This is a genomic window from Azoarcus indigens (assembly GCF_004361735.1).
In the GTDB taxonomy this organism is placed as follows: domain Bacteria; phylum Pseudomonadota; class Gammaproteobacteria; order Burkholderiales; family Rhodocyclaceae; genus Azoarcus; species Azoarcus indigens.
In genome coordinates this window covers 71,625-86,071 of record NZ_SNVV01000018.1, presented here as the reverse complement: position 1 = coordinate 86,071, position 14,447 = coordinate 71,625, and the positions used below count along the sequence as shown (strand labels likewise).

Below are 14,447 nucleotides of genomic sequence, written 5' to 3'. Positions count from 1 at the left end.
GCCGTGCCGGTGGCGGGGGCCGCGCGGCTGCGGTGGCCGGGCGGGGGCGTTCAGCGATGGATGTCATCCGGGTCGTCCCCAGGAATCAGCAACACCGTGCGGCCGCGGCCGGGCGGCTGGTGGGCCAGGCGGCGGACGTGGGCGAGGAAGCGCCGGCCGTTGAGCTGGATCTGGCTGTCGCCCTGCAGGCTGGCGAGCAGGCCGGCGTGTTCCGGCAGCGCCTGCGCCAAGGGCCGGCCGAGCGGGCCGGCGGTGGTGGAGAACAGCGCTGCGGCGCGGCCGTTGAGGGCGACCACCAGTTCATCCTCGTCCACGCCCACCACCGGCCAGGGCAGCAACTCGGTAAGCTCTTGCAGCACCGCCAGCGCGTTGCGGTGGCGGGTGATGCTGTGCTCGCGGTCGTCCAGCAGGCGTTGCAGCTGCAGGTTGGCCTCCGCCAGCTCCTGGTTGCGCTGGGCCAGGGTGTCGGTCAGGCGGCGGTTTTCGTCCAGCAGCGCCTTGTGGCGGAAGGCCTCGGCGATATTGGCGCGCAGTTGCTCGTCATCCCAGGGTTTGGTGAGGAATTTGTATACCGCGCCTTCGTTGATGGCGCTGGTGACCGACTGCAGCTCGGTGTAGCCGGAGAGCACGATGCGCACCGTGTGAGGATGGCAGAGGCGGGCGCGGCGCAGGAACTCGACGCCGCTCATGCCGGGCATGCGCTGGTCGGAAACGATGACGTCCACCGCCTCGCGGTCCAGCAGGGCGAGGGCCTCCTCGCCGCCGGCGGCGCTGAGGATGCGGTAGCCGTCGCGCCGCAGCAGGCGCTTCATGGCGGAGAGGATGTTGCCCTCGTCATCCACCAGCAGCAGCGTGGCCTGATGAGCGGGCGGCGGGTGGGAGGCGGGGCTGGGAGGCGTGTGGCCGGGTGTTTCCACTGTCGCTTTCTTCCTCCGGAAGACGGCGGCAGAGCAGCGTGGAACCCGTTGGAAGGCGGTCGCCGGCGCCCTCCGACAGGCGATCTTCCCTCCGTGGCGGCGGCCGGGGCAAGTACGGACCTACCCCAAGCATGCGACGCCGGCCGCTGTTGCCGTCAGCCGCGGAGCGCGCGTGCGGCCAGCCGCCGCAGGCGGGACATCATCGCCTGCATGTAGCCATGCAGCTCGTGGAAGGGGATGGGCTTGCCGTAGATGGTGACGTCCGCGGGCAGCCCGCCGGCGGCCTCGATCTCCTGCTGGGACAGGGTGGAGACGGCGACGATGGCGACGTCGTCGGCCAGCGGGTTGTCGCGCAGGCGGCGGATCATGTCGAAGCCGTCCATGCCGTGGATGTGCGGATCGGTGATCAGCAGGTTGGGCGGCTGGCGGCCGACGGCGACCAGAGCGTCCAGCGGATGGTCGTACTGCTCGATTTCCAGCGGAAGGTCCCAGCTGGAGAAGGTCTCCCGGTAAGCCTGCTGCAGCGCCGGGTGGTCGTCCACGATGAGGATGCGCAGGTGGTCCGAGAGCGCCTCCTCCAGCGCGGGCGCGGTGCCGCTGCGCCCGGCGAGCAGGGCATCCACCGACGCCTGGCGGATGCGGCGATGGCCGCCGGCGGTTTTCCAGGCTTCCAGCGTGCCGCTCTCCACCATCTGTTGCACCGCGCCCAGAGACAGGCCGAGCTGCTTCGCAGCCTGGGCTGTGCTGATGAATTCCTGCGCGGCACGGGTTGTTTTGCTCATGGCGCCATCCGGCTGAATTTGCTTGAATTGGCATTATCGACAAAAATGAATTCAGCGCCAATGCCACCGTTCCGTTATGAATGACGGCTGTTCAGATGTTTTTGGCACAACATATTGAAATTGCGTGAAGGTGCGGCAGCGTCATGCTCCGCGCCGGCCGGGGGAAGGCCGCGGGGAGCCGAACCTCCGGTGTTGCCGCCTGTCGGAGACGCGCACGGCCTTGCGCATCCCGCGCGGGCGCAATACACAACACACCATGGAAAGGCGATGACGAGCTCGCGCAATGTTCTCGGTGGTCCGCTGCTTGCCTGCAGCTATGCACCGCTGACCGGCTTTTACCGCACCGGCTGCTGTGAGACCGGGGTGGATGACCTCGGCCGTCACTTGGTATGCATCCGGGCGACGGCGGAATTCCTCGCTTTCTCCCGCTCGGTCGGCAATGACCTCTCCACGCCACGGCCGGAGTTCCGTTTCGCCGGCTTGAAACCCGGAGACCGCTGGTGCCTGTGCGTGCTGCGCTGGAAGGAGGCGCTGGCCGCCGGGGTGGCGCCGCCGGTGGTGCTGGAGGCTACCCACTCGGCGGCATTGCGGGTGGTCGAACTGGAAACCTTGAAGGCGCACGCAGTGGTGAGCCCGGCGCGGCCCGCGGACTAGCTGGCCCGCCCGCGCTCGCCGCGGCGCACCCGGGGAGAAAGGAAACCGGCCGCGGAGGACGCGTTTCCCCATGGCGGCTGCGTTTTGCCGTCTGCGACTTTCGTTGTGCTTTGCACAACTTCTGCCCGGCCTGGCACCGGGCGCAGGAGCAGGGAATACCCGAGCGGCGGTTGCCGCGAGCCGAATTGGTGCCTGCGTGCCCCAAATCAAGGCTCAGGCGTGCTGCGGGCTTGTCCCGGTCGCCTGGAAAGCGGCGTTCCTGTTCGGGATACGCCGGCCGTATATACCGGTGGTGGACCACTTTCCCGCACCTGCTTGGTGCCCTGCAATAGGGCTCGTTTCCGGCGTTCCAGGGGCTCGAAAAAACGCATGGACACTAAATTTTAGCCCTGATATGTTTAGGCATGAACAAACCATAACTATCACGAACAGCCAGCACAATAGAGAGGTTAACCATGGCGTTGCAAAGCGCTGCGGCCGAGGGGCCTGCGCCGTCCGGAGCCCCGTCCGGGGGGATGTACCACTTCCTGATGATTCTCTGCGGTGTTGCCGGTGCCATGCTGTTCGCCGCCATGGCCGTGCTCGTCTGCGTGGATGTTTTCATGCGCAACGTCGGCATGGGCAACATCAGCTGGGGCGTGGAGATGACCGAGTACATGCTGATGGTCGCCACCTTCCTGGCAGCGCCCTGGCTGCTCTATCTGAATGATCACATCCGGGTGGACATCGTCGTGCGCGGCGTCTCCGCGCCAGTGGCGCGTGGGCTCGAGCTGATCACCGATGCTTTCGGCTTCGCCGTCTGCGCGGTGCTGGCGTGGCAGTCCGTGGTGGTGGCGCAGGACGCGGCGGCCCAGGGCAGCATGGTGTTCAAGGTGCTGATCTTCCCCGAGTGGTGGCTGAACGTGCCGATGGGACTCTCCTGCACGCTGCTGGCCATCGAGTTTGCCCGCCGCTTCCAGCGCGGCCTGCGTGCCCCGGAGCGTAACTGACATGGAATGGTATTCCGCCCTCCTGCTGATGCTGGGGCTGATGTTCGCCTTCATGGCCATCGGCATCCCGGTCGCTTTCACCTTCCTCGGCGTCAATCTGGTCGGCGCCTGGCTGTTCCTCGGCGGCGAGGCCGGCCTGGGCCAGTTGGTGCGCAACTCGGTGGGCTCCATCACCAGTTTCTCTCTGACGCCGATCCCGCTCTTCGTGCTGATGGGCGAGGTGCTGTTCCACACCGGCCTGGCCTTCCGCGCCATCGAGGCCATCGAGCGCCTGATCAACAAGCTGCCCGGCCGCCTGTCGGTGGTGGCGGTGCTGGGCGGCACCACCTTCGCCACGCTGTCGGGCTCCACCATCGCCAACACCGCGATGATGGGCGGGGTGATGCTGCCGCAGATGCTCAAGCGCGGTTACCACCCGACGATGGCGATGGGCCCGATCATGGCGGTCGGCGGCATTGCCATGCTGATCCCGCCCTCCGCGCTGGCGGTGATGCTGGGCAGCCTGGCGGGCATTTCCATCGCCGAGCTGCTGATCGGCGGCATCCTGCCCGGCCTGTTGATGGCGCTGTGCTTCCTCGGCTACGTCATCATCCGCTGCCATATCAACCCGGAACTGGCGCCGGCCGACGAGAGTGCCACCAAGGCCGAGGGCTGGGAGCGCTGGAAGCCTTTCATGCGCGACGTGGTGCCGCTGTTCGCCATCTTCGTCGCGGTGGTGGGCAGCATGCTGGCCGGCTGGGCGTCGCCCACCGAATCTGCCGCCATCGGCGCGGTGGCCTCGGTGATTGCCACCGTGTTCTACCGTGCCCTGACCTGGCAGGCGCTGTACAAGTCGCTGATGGAAACCGCCCAGGTTTCTGTGGTGATCCTGTTCGTGCTGGTGGCTTCCACCACCTTCGCCCAGCTGCTGAGCTTCTCCGGCGCCACCAGCGGCCTGCTGTCGCTGATCAACGAGCTGCAGCTGTCGCCGTTGATGCTGGTGCTGGGCATGCTGGCCATCCTGCTGGTGCTGGGCTGCGTCATCGACCAGATCAGCATGATGATGATCACGCTGCCCTTCTTCATGCCGCTGGCCCACGCTGCCGGCATCGACCCCGTCTGGCTGGGTGTGATGATGCTGGTGGCGATGGAACTGGGCCTGCTGACGCCGCCCTTCGGCTTGCTGCTGATGGTGATGCAGTCGGTGGCGCCGCCTTCCATCCGCCTGCAGCAGATCTACGGGGCAGCCATGCCTTTCATCATCATGGAAGTCGCAGTGCTGGGCCTGGTCATCGCCGTTCCCTGGCTGGCCATTGGCTTGCCGCGGATGATGAATTGAGCGCCAAGCCCACACCCGCAATCCGTCTTACTACCAAGTACCAAGGAGAGAACAGCAATGACCCCTAAAACCGCCAAGATCGCAGCCGGCGCCCTGTTCGCCCTGTTCGCCTGCGGTGCGCAGGCTGCCGAGATCACCCTGAAGGCGGTCACCGCCTTCGGCCAGGACACCTTCTTCAACCAGCGCTTCAAGGCCTTCGTCGAGAAGGTGAACACCGAAGGCAAGGGCATCATGAAGATCCAGGTCATCGGCGGCCCGGAATCCATGCCGCCGTTCGAAGTCGGTAACGCCCTGCGCGCTGGCGTGGTCGATATCGCCAACAGCACCGGCGTGTTCCACGCCAACATGGTGCCGGAAGCGCTGGCCATGACGCTGGCCGAGAAGAGCATGGCCGAGCTGCGCGCCAACGGCGGCTATGCGCTGCTGGATGAGATCCACCGCCAGAAGGCCAACATGGTGTGGCTGGGCCGCGTTTCCGACGGCCTGCAGTACCACGTTTATTCCAACAAACCGGTCAGCTCTTCGGATCTCTCCGGCCTGAAGCTGCGCAGCGTGCCGGTGTACCGCTCCTTCTTCCAGGCAGTGGGCGCCACCCCGCTGCAGGTGCCGCCGGGCGAGGTCTACACCGCGCTTGAGCGCGGCGTGGTGGACGGCTACGGCTGGCCCTCCATCGGTGTGTTCGACCTGGGCTGGCAGGAAAAGACCAAGTTCCGCGTGGAGCCGGGTTTCTACAACGTGGAAGTCAGCCTGTTCATGAACCAGAACACCTGGAAGAAGCTGGATGCCGCGCAGCGCGCCTTCCTCGAGAAACAGGTTGCCTGGGCCGAGTCGCAGAACGCGAACGACCTGAAGGTGGCCGAGGAAGAGAAGGCCCGCCAGGCCAAGGCCGGCATCCAGACCATCAACCTGCCCGGCGAGCAGGCGGCCATCTTCCGCGCCAAGGCCTACGATGCCGGCTGGAAGGGTATCGAGCAGGCCGCGCCGCAGAACGCGCCCAAGCTGAAGGCGCTGTTCAGCAACGGTCGCTGAGCTTTTTCCCGCCCCGGGGCCGCTGCTGGGCTGGAGTACCGCAGCGACCTCCGGCTTGATTCCGGCGTTGATCCGGCGGCGCGGGCTCTCCGATCCACCTACCTGGTCGATTCAAGCCCCTACCAGCTCAGGCCGCCCCCCGTTTCAGCTCGACAGGGCCTGCAGCAGACCAGCGCCCAGCACTGCGGCGGACTGGGCGCCGGAGAGGGTGAATTGGCGATCCACGATGTAGAAGGGCACGCTGGTCACGCCAAGCTTGCGCACCTGTTCGGCCATGCGCTTCACCGCATCCGTGCCTTCGCTGCCGTTCAGGTAGGCGACGACGGCTTCGCGGCGGTCGCCACAGGCGGCGGCGATGTCGGCCAGGGTCTCGGTGTCGCCGATGTTGCGGCCTTCCTCGAAGTGGGCGCGGAACAGGGCGTCGGTCAGGCTGTGGACGCGCTCCGGCGTATCGCCGCGGGCCTGGGCGCGATAGGTGAGGCGATGGGCCTTGAGGGTGTAGGGGCGCACGGCGATGCGGTCGAAGGCGAAATTCACTCCGTCCGGCGCGCCGGCGGCTGCCACCTTGTCATGCAGCGCATCCACTTCGCGCGGACCGCCGAATTTCTTCTCCAGGTAGGCGCGGTAGGGCTCGCCTGCGGCCGGGGTGTCCGGGTTGAGGAAGAAGGGCAGCCAGTTGAGGCGTACCTCCAGGCCGGGCTGCTTCTGCTGCAGGTCGGCAATGGCTTGGTTGAGGCGGGCTTTGCCGATGTAGCACCAGGGACAGACGAAATCGGATACGAGGTCTACGTTCAGGGTCATGGAAGCGTGGTGTGATTGGAGGCATGCCATGGTAACGGCGGCGCGGTGAAAGTGTCTGCGGCGCCGATGCGTTCGGCCGTGCCGGCGGCTGGCGCCGGGCAGGAAAACGGGAAGCTCTGCATTTCCTCGCAGCCGAGTTCGATGAGACGCGCCTGCTGCGCTTCGGTTTCCACGCCCTAGGCGACCACCCGCAGATCCAGCGAGTGGACGAGCTGATGACGCCCGCCACCAGCGCCAGCGCATCCGGCTTGCCGACCATGTCGGCGGTGAAGCGGCGCAGGTCGGAGAGGCTGAATGGCCGGTGTCGAAGTCGGCGATGGGGTGCGCAGACCTTGCTGGTTCAGCCGCTCCACCAGCGCAGGGGGGGCGTCGGCATCCTCCACCACCAGCGCTTTGTCATTGAGGATGGCGTGGCCGTAGAAGGACACCTCGCGGGGCGTTTCGGTCACGCTCGGCCCGCAGGCCGACTTGAGCCGCTGGCGGTTCTCGTCCACCAGGCTGACGAGCGCGATCGGCACGTGGGCTGCTGCTGCGGTCACGGGGGTGAGGGCGTCGAAGCGATGTTCCGCCGGGGGTATCCAGGCTGCGCAGTGCGTGCAGGCGGGCGAGGCGCTCAGGCGGCCGTGGCGGTGGAGTGCCCGGCGTTGTTGCCGTCGCCGTCCGAGCGGGCCTGCAGCAGCTGCGCTTCCACTGCCTGGGCGCGGCGCAGGCCCTCGCGCCCGGCCAGGGCTGCGAGATAGCGCTCGAACACCGCGCTCTCCGGCAGCCTGCGCCAGGCCTGCAGCCACTGCAGCAGAGAGCCGGTGAGGATGTCGGCGGCGGAAAAATCCTGGCCCAGCAGATAGGGGCCCTGGCTCAGCGCGTCTTCCACCCGCCGCAGTGCGGCGTCGTAGCGCGGCCAGCCCAGGGCCAGCGGTGGCGGTTCGCTCTGCCGGGGGAACATCAGATCGGCCATCGCCGGCTCCAGCGCCCCGGGCACATAGGCCAGCCAGGTGGCGTAGGCGCCGCGCAGCGGCGAGTCCAGCGCGGGCGCCAGCCGGGCCGCCGGCAGCATGTCCGCCACATAGGCACAGATGGCGGCGCTCTCGCACACCACGGCGGACCAGTCGCCGGTCGGGCCGTGGTCCACCAGCACCGGCAGCTTGCCGACCGGGTTCAGCGCCAGGAAGGCAGGCGCCTTCTGGGTGCCCCTGGAGAGGTCATGATGCACCAGGGAATAGGCCGCGCCCGCTTCCTCCAGCAGCCACAAGGCGCGGAAGGCGCGGGAGCGCGGGGCGTGATGCAGGACGAAGCGTGCTTGCGCCATGGCGGTTTTTCCGTTTTCGATTTGCATGATTACTTTTAGGTCCGGTGGCCAAGGGTAGCAAGCCAGGTGGCAAGCCGTTGCGACGGGCAGGAGATTTCGTTTAGTCTAGATGTTTCGATATCGAAATTCTTGTCATGGAAAATTCTTTGCCAGGGCAGATGCCCGACCAGGTGGACAAGGTGCTGGCCCAGTGGGCGGCGGCGGCGCCGGCGGTGGATGTATCGCCGATGGCGGTGATGAGCCGGCTGTTCCGCCTGGGCAAGCGGGTGGAGAAGGAGATGGCGCGGCGCTTCCGCGATCACGGCCTGCAGGAGGGCGAGTTCGACCTGCTGGCCACGCTCTACCGCGCTGGCCCGCCTTGCGCGTTGACGCCGCAGCAGCTGGTGCAGGCCATCCTGCTCTCTTCCGCGGCAATGACGCACCGGCTGGACCGGCTGGAGGCGGCCGGTTTCGTCCGCCGCGAGGCCAACCCGGATGATCGCCGCAGCGTGGTGGTGGTGCTGACCGCGGCCGGGCAGGCGGCATTGCTGGGCGCGCTGGGCGACTATCTGGACGTGATGGAGTCCTTTCTCGCGCCGCTGGACACCGCCGGCCGCGCCCAGCTCGCCGGCCTGCTCAAGACCATGCTGCTGCACCCGGATGGCGACGGAGGTGTGCTGTGAGCGGACCGGCGTTGAAGCTCCCGCCGGCGCCGCTGTCGCCGCTGTTCCTGCTGGCGGTGGTGGTGGCGGTGGGCCTCAACCTGCGGCCGCCGCTGGCCACCGTCGGCCCGCTGCTGGAGTCGCTGCGCGCGGCCACCGGCATGTCCTACCAGGCCGCCGGCCTGCTCACCACCCTGCCGGTGATGGCGATGGGCGCGCTGGCGCTGGGCAGCGCCTGGGTGCTGCGCCTGGGCATGCGGCGCGGCATGAGCATCGGCCTGGTGCTGATCCTGCTGGCCAGCGCGCTGCGCGGCGTGTGGGCGGAGCCGGCCGGGCTGCTGCTGTCGGCGCTGGCGGTTGGCATCGGCATCGCGCTGGTGCAGGTGCTGCTGCCGGGGGTGATGAAGGCGGGCGCGCCGGCCGCGGCCGGGCGGCTGATGAGCTTGTACGTGACTGCCATCATGGCCGGCGCGGCGCTCACCGCCGCGCTGGCGCCGCTGCTCTCCGCCGGCCTGGGCTGGCAGGCGACGATGGCGCTGTGGGCGCTGCCGGTGTTGCCGGCGCTGCTGCTGTGGCGGCGCTGCGCTCCGGCCCTGCCGGCGGTAGCTGTCGCCCCGACGGCCAGCGGCGGGGTGGCGGTGGCGCGCCGGCTACGGGCATGGACGCTGGCGCTGTACTTCGGCATCGGCACCAGCGCCTACACCCTGATCCTGGCCTGGTACGTGCCCTACTACCAGCAGCTGGGCTGGAGCGCGCAGCAGGCCGGGCTGCTGCTGGCCGGCCTCACCGCCTGCGAGGTGGCGGTGGGCCTGGCGGCTTCCTGGGCGGTGGCGCGCTGGCACGACCGCAGGCTGCTGCTGGTGGCGGTGATCGCCGCCAGCCTGGCGGGCCTGGCCTGCGTGGTGCTGGCCCCGTTGGCGCTGGCGATTCCGGCGATGGTGCTGCTGGGCTTCGGCATCGGCGGCTTGTTTCCACTGACGCTGGTGGCAACGCTGGACCACGCCGGAAGCCCGCGTGAAGCCGGGGTGCTGGTGGGCTTCGTGCAGGGCGTGGGCTACCTCATCGCCGGCTGCATGCCCTTCCTCGCCGGCGGCCTGCGGGATGCGCTGGGCGGCTTCGAGCCGGCCTGGATGGCGATGGCCGGCATGATGCTGGTGATGCTGCCGATGACCTGGCGCCTGTCGCCACGCAGCGTGCTCGCCTACGGCGCGGCGGCAGCGGCCACCGCGGCCGCCTGAGGGTTCAGTCCGCCGCGGCGCAGCGCCGCAGCGCCTCGATGTCGCCGCCAACGATCTCTGCCAGGTGGCGGCTGATCTTCTGCACCGGCCAGTTCCACCAGGCGATCTCCTCCAGCGCGGCGACGATGTCGGCCGGGAAGCGCTGCTTCACCGGCTGCGCCGGGTTGCCGGCCACCACGGTGTAGGCCGCGACATTGCGGCTGACGACCGAGCCGGCGGCGATGATGGCGCCGTTGCCCACCTTCACCCCGGGCAGGATCATGGCGCCATAGCCTATCCAGACATCGTTGCCGATCACGGTGTCGCCTTTGTAGGGTAGTTCGCGGGCGTCCGGCATCACCTTCTCCCAGCCCTGGCCGAAGATCTGGAAGGGGTAGGTGGAGAAGCCGGACATCTTGTGGTTGGCGCCGTTCATGATGAAGCGCACCCCGCGCGCCAGGGCGCAGAAGCGGCCTATCACCAGCTTGTCGCCGATGAAGGGGTAGTGGTAGAGCACGTTGCGCTCGAAGTGCTCGGCGTCTTCGGGGTCGTCGTAATAGGTGTAGTCGCCGATGAGAATGTTGGGGCTGGCGACGGTGTTGCGGATGTAGCACACCTGCGGGAAGCCGGGCATGGGGTGAGGGGTCAGCGGATCGGGGCCGTTCATGGCTGGGCGTCTCCGGAAAGTTCCAGGTGCAGCAGCGGGTAGGGGCGGCCGGCGCCATCGGTGGCGGAGCGGCCGCGCTGGCGGAAGCCGTGGGCAAGGTAGAAGGCGGTGGCGGCCGGGTTCTGCTCGTTCACATCCACGCGGCGAATGCCGAGCTGTTCGACCGCATGGCGCAGCAACTGGCTGCCCACGCCCCGCCGGTGCCAGTCCGGGGCGACGAAGAGCATTTCCAGCACATCGCCGGCGGTGCCGGCGAAGCCGAGCAGGCGGCCCTGGCCGTCGAGGGCACCGAAGAGCGCCACTGCCGGCAGGTAGGCGGCGGGCAGGGCCGCGCGGATTCCGGCGATGTCGGTCTCGGCGAGGAAGCCGTGGGTGGCGCGCACTGCGGCTTCCCACAGTTCGACGATGGCCGGGTAGTGGCCGGCGGCCAGCGGCTCCAGCCGGAGGGGCGAGGCCACGGGCGTGGCCGGCGGCTGCGGGTTGTGAGGGTGGCCCATGGCGTCATCATCCGGTGGAGGGGGCGCCGAGGCTAGCGGGGTGGAACCTTGGGCGTCAAGGTGGTGGCCGGCTGCCGGGCGCGCGCCGCGGCCCACGGGCGGGAGGACGGGGGCTGCGGGTGCGGTGTATCGCCGCCGGCCCGCCGCTCAGCCGGCGCGCTGGGTGAAGTCCAGCGGTATCTCGGCGCTGTCCTGGCCGCGGTGGATGCGCAGCACCGCGGCGGCGGTGTCGCGCGGCAGCAGGAAGAGCAGCTCGCCATCCTTGGCGGCTTCGCCCTCCACCAGTTCGCCCAGCGGCTCGGCCGGCGGCGAAGGCAGGCTGTCCACCAGCAGGCGGAAGTCGCGGTCCCAGAAGGGCTGGGGGAAGCGGTCGCGGTTGTGCATGCGCAGCCGCAGGCGGAGGGTGTCCTGCTCGGGGTTGCGCGGGGACAGGGTGGCGGCCAGCAGGGTGAAGGCGACGGTGTCCAGCCGGTATTCGCGCTGCACCGGCAGCGCCACCGCGCGGGCAGCGGGCACCGCCTGGTCGGGCTGGCTGGGCTGTTCCAGGGAGCCGCCGGCATCCGGCGGCCCGCCCGGGGTACGGTGGCCGGCCGCGGTTGCAGGGGCGGTGTCCTCCGCTGTGGCGGCGCGGCCGTCCAGCCAGCCGCCCTGGTGCACTGCCGCCGCCAGGGCGGCCAGTGCGGAAATCACCGCCGCCACGCCGGTGAGGACGCCGGGGAGGGTGTGCCACCAGTTGGGCGAGCCGTCCTCATCAGCCATCTCCGCCTCCCTTGCGCCAGCCGTTCATCCAGTCTAGGCAAGCCGCCGGGGGGTGGAGGGGGCTGTGTTTTTCCCGGGCGACGGACGGGGCTGCACGAGCGGGCGCCGCGGGGGGAGGGCGGGTCAGGCGGCGCCCGCCTCGCTGAGCACTGGCCGTAGCAGCGGCGGCTCGCCGGACAGTGGCGGCAGCAGGCGTTCCGGCAGTTCGGCGGAACGGGCGAGGCGGTGGCGCAGGCGGCGGCTGGAGAGCACCACCAGGATGCCGTCGCGGCCCTGGCCGGGGTCGGGCCGCACCACGCTCTCGGCGAGCGCCGCATGGCCGGGGAACAGGGTGGAGATGGGCTCCACATGCTGGCTGGCCACCTCCAGGGTTTCCGCCAGGCCGTGGGCGAGGATGCCGAAGGGCGCGCCATCGCCAGCGTCGTTATCGCGGCCGCTGCCTTCGCCGGCGCGCACGATCACCACCTGGCGGTAGCCGTTCTCGTCCACGCCGCGGCCGAAGCGCAGCTCGTGCTTGAGGTCGAACACCGGCACCGGGTTGCCCTGGTACATCAGCACGCCGCGCACCGCCGGTGGCATGCCGGGCACGGGGGTGATGCCACCGGCGTCCACCGCTTCCAGCACCTCGCTGCAGAGCAGGCCCAGCCATTCCTCGCCGATGTGGAAAGTGGCGATCTCGGTGGTGGCAAGGCCGGGCTCCAGGGCGCGCCGCGAGCTGGCGCGCAGGCGGCCGGCCGGCGCGGCGGCGCTGTCGGCCATGACCTGGCCGAGGGGAATGAAGACCAGCGCGAACACCTCGTTGCGGTAGGCATCCTCCGCGCCCTTGTATTCGCGGTAGCCGGTGGAGAGGCGGCTGCCCACCGCGTAATAGGCGCCCTGGTGACTGACGATGCCGGAGCGGCCATCGGCGAGGAACTCCGCTGCCACCGGCAGCAGTTCGCCAGCGCTGAGGCCGGGCAAGGTGCTGGCGATGATGCGGTGGTTGCCCTCGGCGAACACCGCGAAGCTGCCGGCCAGCGGCTGGCCCTGGGTGTCGCGCGGCAGGGCGTCCTGCAGCATGGCGTCGAACTGGGGGGCGGCGTCGAAGACGATGCCGATGCCGCCCACGCCGGCGCCGTCCGGCGAGAAGATGGGCGCGGCGTAGATGTAGGTGTGGCGGCCGGCGTAGAGCGGCGTCGGCTCGAAGGCGGACACCGCGTACTGCTGGGAGTCGCCCAGCGCCAGCGTGCGCCTCACCCACTCGTCGCCGAGGCTGCTGCCGACCTGGCCGGCATGGGCCGGGTTGGAGACGGCGACGACGCGGCCGTGGCGGTCGAACACCACCAGGTTGTCGTAGACCGTGTAGAGGGCGTTGATGCCGGTCAGGATGGCGCCGATGCGCTGGCGGCTGGCCTCGCCGTGGGGATCGCTGGCGAGCAGTTCGCGGAAGGCGGTGGTGAGCGCCCACCAGCGGCAGTCGTTGGCGCGCTCGTAGAGGTTGCGGTCCATGATGTCTATGGCCAGCGCGGCGAGGAACTCGCTGTCGCCGAGGATGGCGGACACCACCGTCTGGTGCAGGTTGCCGATGGACCGCTCGAACACGTCGCGCGTCTGCAGGCCGGTGTGGCCGATCTCGCCCAGCAGCACCTTGGAGAAGCCGGTGTTGAGCGAGCCCTGGGCGCGGCTTTGCTGCACGCTGCCGTTCCATACCGAGCGGTTGAGCTCCTGCTGGATGCGGTCGGCGTGCTCCGGGATGCTGCGCATCTCGGCGGAGAACAGCGTGGGGCTGCGCATCACGCCGGCCACCAGCGCCGGCGGCACGCTCGAGAGGCGGTCGGCGCCGTCGTCGGTGAAGGCGTGTTCCAGCGGCACCATGACGTGGCCGAGCCAGCCGGGGCCGGTGTAGCCCTGGTAGCCGGTGGTGGGCCGCGTGGCGGCGAGGTACTGGCGGCCGCCGTGGCGCACCACCCGGCAGTCGGCGTCCAGCACGGTGTCGACGCGGGCGGCCAGCGGCAGCTGTTGCTGGTCGGAACTGGCGAGCACCCGGCCGTCGGCGTCCAGCAGAGCGATGACATGCCAGTCGCTCTCGCGTCGCAGGTTGGCGAAGATGCGCGCCATCTCGTTGTCGAAACGGAAGCTGAGGCAGAGCACCGCCAGCGGTGTGCCGTCCTCGGCGGTGACGCGGTAGGCGTAGAGCAGCACCGGCCCGCGGCCGGGGTAGAGATCGCTGGGGCGGAAGTGCTCCAGGTAGGCGGCGGTGGTGCCCAGGGCTTCGGCGATCAGCGGGTCGCCGGAGTGTTCGACCGGGCAGCGCTCGTCCAGCCGGGCGAGTACTTCCCCGTCCGGTGCCAGCAGCACGATGTCGTCATAAACCGAGTACTTGCGCACGTAGTCGCGGAAGCGGGCGACGATGGCGGCGCGCGAGGGGGCATGTTCGCCGCCGGCGGCGTGGCGGCGGAGATCGTCGTCGGTGGCGAGGAAGCCGATGTCGGCGGTGCGCTCGAAGAGGTTGCGGGTGAGGATGTCCACCGCCACCTGGGCGCGGGCGCGCATCTCCTGCACCACCTTGCGCCGGGTCTCCAGGCCGAGGTTGTTGAGCAGGCTGGTGGTGAGGTCGGCGAAGGCCTGGCGGGTGCTGCCCATGTCGGTGGCCATGCCGGAGAGCTGGCCGAGCAGGGCCAGGTTGTCCCACACCGCCTGCAGCCGCTGCAGCATTTCTCGGTATTCATCCACGCTTTCCATGTGCCGGATCAGCGGGCGCAGGCCGGGGGCTATCTCTATACCTTTGTATGCAGTCATGGCGGGGCGCTTCCGGCGGGTCTCATGATGTTGCACTGCGGGGCCCGCCTGGCCGTCCTGGCGGGAATATAAGCAGGAAAAGCAAGCAGAAA

Annotated in this window: 16 protein-coding genes; 6 read left to right on the top strand and 10 right to left on the bottom strand. The window is 69.3% G+C overall.

Annotation, left to right across the window (positions count from 1 at the left end):
* Positions 1-50: 50 nt before the first annotated feature.
* Positions 51-917, bottom strand: a complete 867-nt coding sequence (locus tag C7389_RS18130; protein ID WP_246034874.1) for an ATP-binding response regulator — start codon at positions 915-917, stop codon at positions 51-53.
* Between the two features lie 155 nt (positions 918-1,072).
* Positions 1,073-1,699: a response regulator gene (locus tag C7389_RS18125; RefSeq protein ID WP_133594057.1), complete on the bottom strand. Its 627-nt coding sequence runs from the start codon at positions 1,697-1,699 to the stop codon at positions 1,073-1,075.
* 267 nt (positions 1,700-1,966) lie between these two features.
* On the opposite strand from C7389_RS18125, the gene C7389_RS18120 reads away from it, so the two are divergent.
* From C7389_RS18120 to dctP, 4 genes are all read left to right on the top strand, one after another.
* Positions 1,967-2,353, top strand: coding sequence for a DUF2237 family protein (locus C7389_RS18120; protein ID WP_133594056.1), 387 nt, complete (start codon positions 1,967-1,969; stop codon positions 2,351-2,353).
* A 515-nt stretch (positions 2,354-2,868) separates the two neighbouring features.
* Positions 2,869-3,342, top strand: coding sequence for a TRAP transporter small permease (locus C7389_RS18115; protein WP_246034872.1), 474 nt, complete (start codon positions 2,869-2,871; stop codon positions 3,340-3,342).
* A gap of 1 nt (position 3,343) precedes the next feature.
* Positions 3,344-4,660 carry a TRAP transporter large permease gene (locus tag C7389_RS18110; RefSeq protein WP_133594054.1) on the top strand — a complete coding sequence of 439 codons (1,317 nt, stop codon included), beginning with the start codon at positions 3,344-3,346 and terminating at the stop codon, positions 4,658-4,660.
* Between the two features lie 57 nt (positions 4,661-4,717).
* Positions 4,718-5,689 (top strand): TRAP transporter substrate-binding protein DctP, encoded by a 972-nt coding sequence (dctP, locus tag C7389_RS18105; protein ID WP_133594053.1) that lies wholly within the window; start codon positions 4,718-4,720, stop codon positions 5,687-5,689.
* 144 nt (positions 5,690-5,833) lie between these two features.
* On the opposite strand, the gene C7389_RS18100 is transcribed toward dctP, so the two are convergent.
* From C7389_RS18100 to C7389_RS18090, 4 genes are all read right to left on the bottom strand, one after another.
* Positions 5,834-6,490 (bottom strand): DsbA family oxidoreductase, encoded by a 657-nt coding sequence (locus tag C7389_RS18100; RefSeq protein ID WP_133594052.1) that lies wholly within the window; start codon positions 6,488-6,490, stop codon positions 5,834-5,836.
* Positions 6,487-6,663 (bottom strand): hypothetical protein, encoded by a 177-nt coding sequence (locus tag C7389_RS24935; RefSeq protein WP_162851780.1) that lies wholly within the window; start codon positions 6,661-6,663, stop codon positions 6,487-6,489. The genes C7389_RS18100 and C7389_RS24935 overlap by 4 nt, the downstream gene beginning before the upstream one ends.
* A gap of 3 nt (positions 6,664-6,666) precedes the next feature.
* Positions 6,667-7,008, bottom strand: a complete 342-nt coding sequence (locus C7389_RS18095) for a hypothetical protein (RefSeq protein WP_133594051.1) — start codon at positions 7,006-7,008, stop codon at positions 6,667-6,669.
* Positions 7,009-7,103: 95 nt separating this feature from the next.
* Positions 7,104-7,796: a glutathione S-transferase family protein gene (locus C7389_RS18090; protein ID WP_133594050.1), complete on the bottom strand. Its 693-nt coding sequence runs from the start codon at positions 7,794-7,796 to the stop codon at positions 7,104-7,106.
* Between the two features lie 134 nt (positions 7,797-7,930).
* On the opposite strand from C7389_RS18090, the gene C7389_RS18085 reads away from it, so the two are divergent.
* Both C7389_RS18085 and C7389_RS18080 read left to right on the top strand, forming a co-directional pair.
* Entirely contained in the window at positions 7,931-8,458 is a 528-nt protein-coding gene (locus tag C7389_RS18085) for a MarR family winged helix-turn-helix transcriptional regulator (RefSeq protein ID WP_211168596.1), read from the top strand.
* A gap of 11 nt (positions 8,459-8,469) precedes the next feature.
* Positions 8,470-9,675: an MFS transporter gene (locus tag C7389_RS18080; RefSeq protein WP_211168595.1), complete on the top strand. Its 1,206-nt coding sequence runs from the start codon at positions 8,470-8,472 to the stop codon at positions 9,673-9,675.
* A gap of 4 nt (positions 9,676-9,679) precedes the next feature.
* Here C7389_RS18080 and C7389_RS18075 read toward each other — a convergent pair whose 3' ends face one another.
* From C7389_RS18075 to C7389_RS18060, 4 genes are all read right to left on the bottom strand, one after another.
* The gene (locus C7389_RS18075) at positions 9,680-10,321 is read right to left on the bottom strand and encodes a Vat family streptogramin A O-acetyltransferase (protein ID WP_133594049.1); all 642 of its coding nucleotides are present in this window, start codon (positions 10,319-10,321) and stop codon (positions 9,680-9,682) included.
* Positions 10,318-10,779 carry a GNAT family N-acetyltransferase gene (locus tag C7389_RS18070; RefSeq protein ID WP_211168594.1) on the bottom strand — a complete coding sequence of 154 codons (462 nt, stop codon included), beginning with the start codon at positions 10,777-10,779 and terminating at the stop codon, positions 10,318-10,320. The genes C7389_RS18075 and C7389_RS18070 overlap by 4 nt, the downstream gene beginning before the upstream one ends.
* A 186-nt stretch (positions 10,780-10,965) precedes the next feature.
* Positions 10,966-11,577, bottom strand: coding sequence for a hypothetical protein (locus C7389_RS18065; RefSeq protein WP_133594047.1), 612 nt, complete (start codon positions 11,575-11,577; stop codon positions 10,966-10,968).
* A 123-nt stretch (positions 11,578-11,700) separates the two neighbouring features.
* Positions 11,701-14,355, bottom strand: a complete 2,655-nt coding sequence (locus C7389_RS18060) for a chemotaxis protein CheW (protein WP_211168593.1) — start codon at positions 14,353-14,355, stop codon at positions 11,701-11,703.
* Positions 14,356-14,447 lie beyond the last annotated feature (92 nt).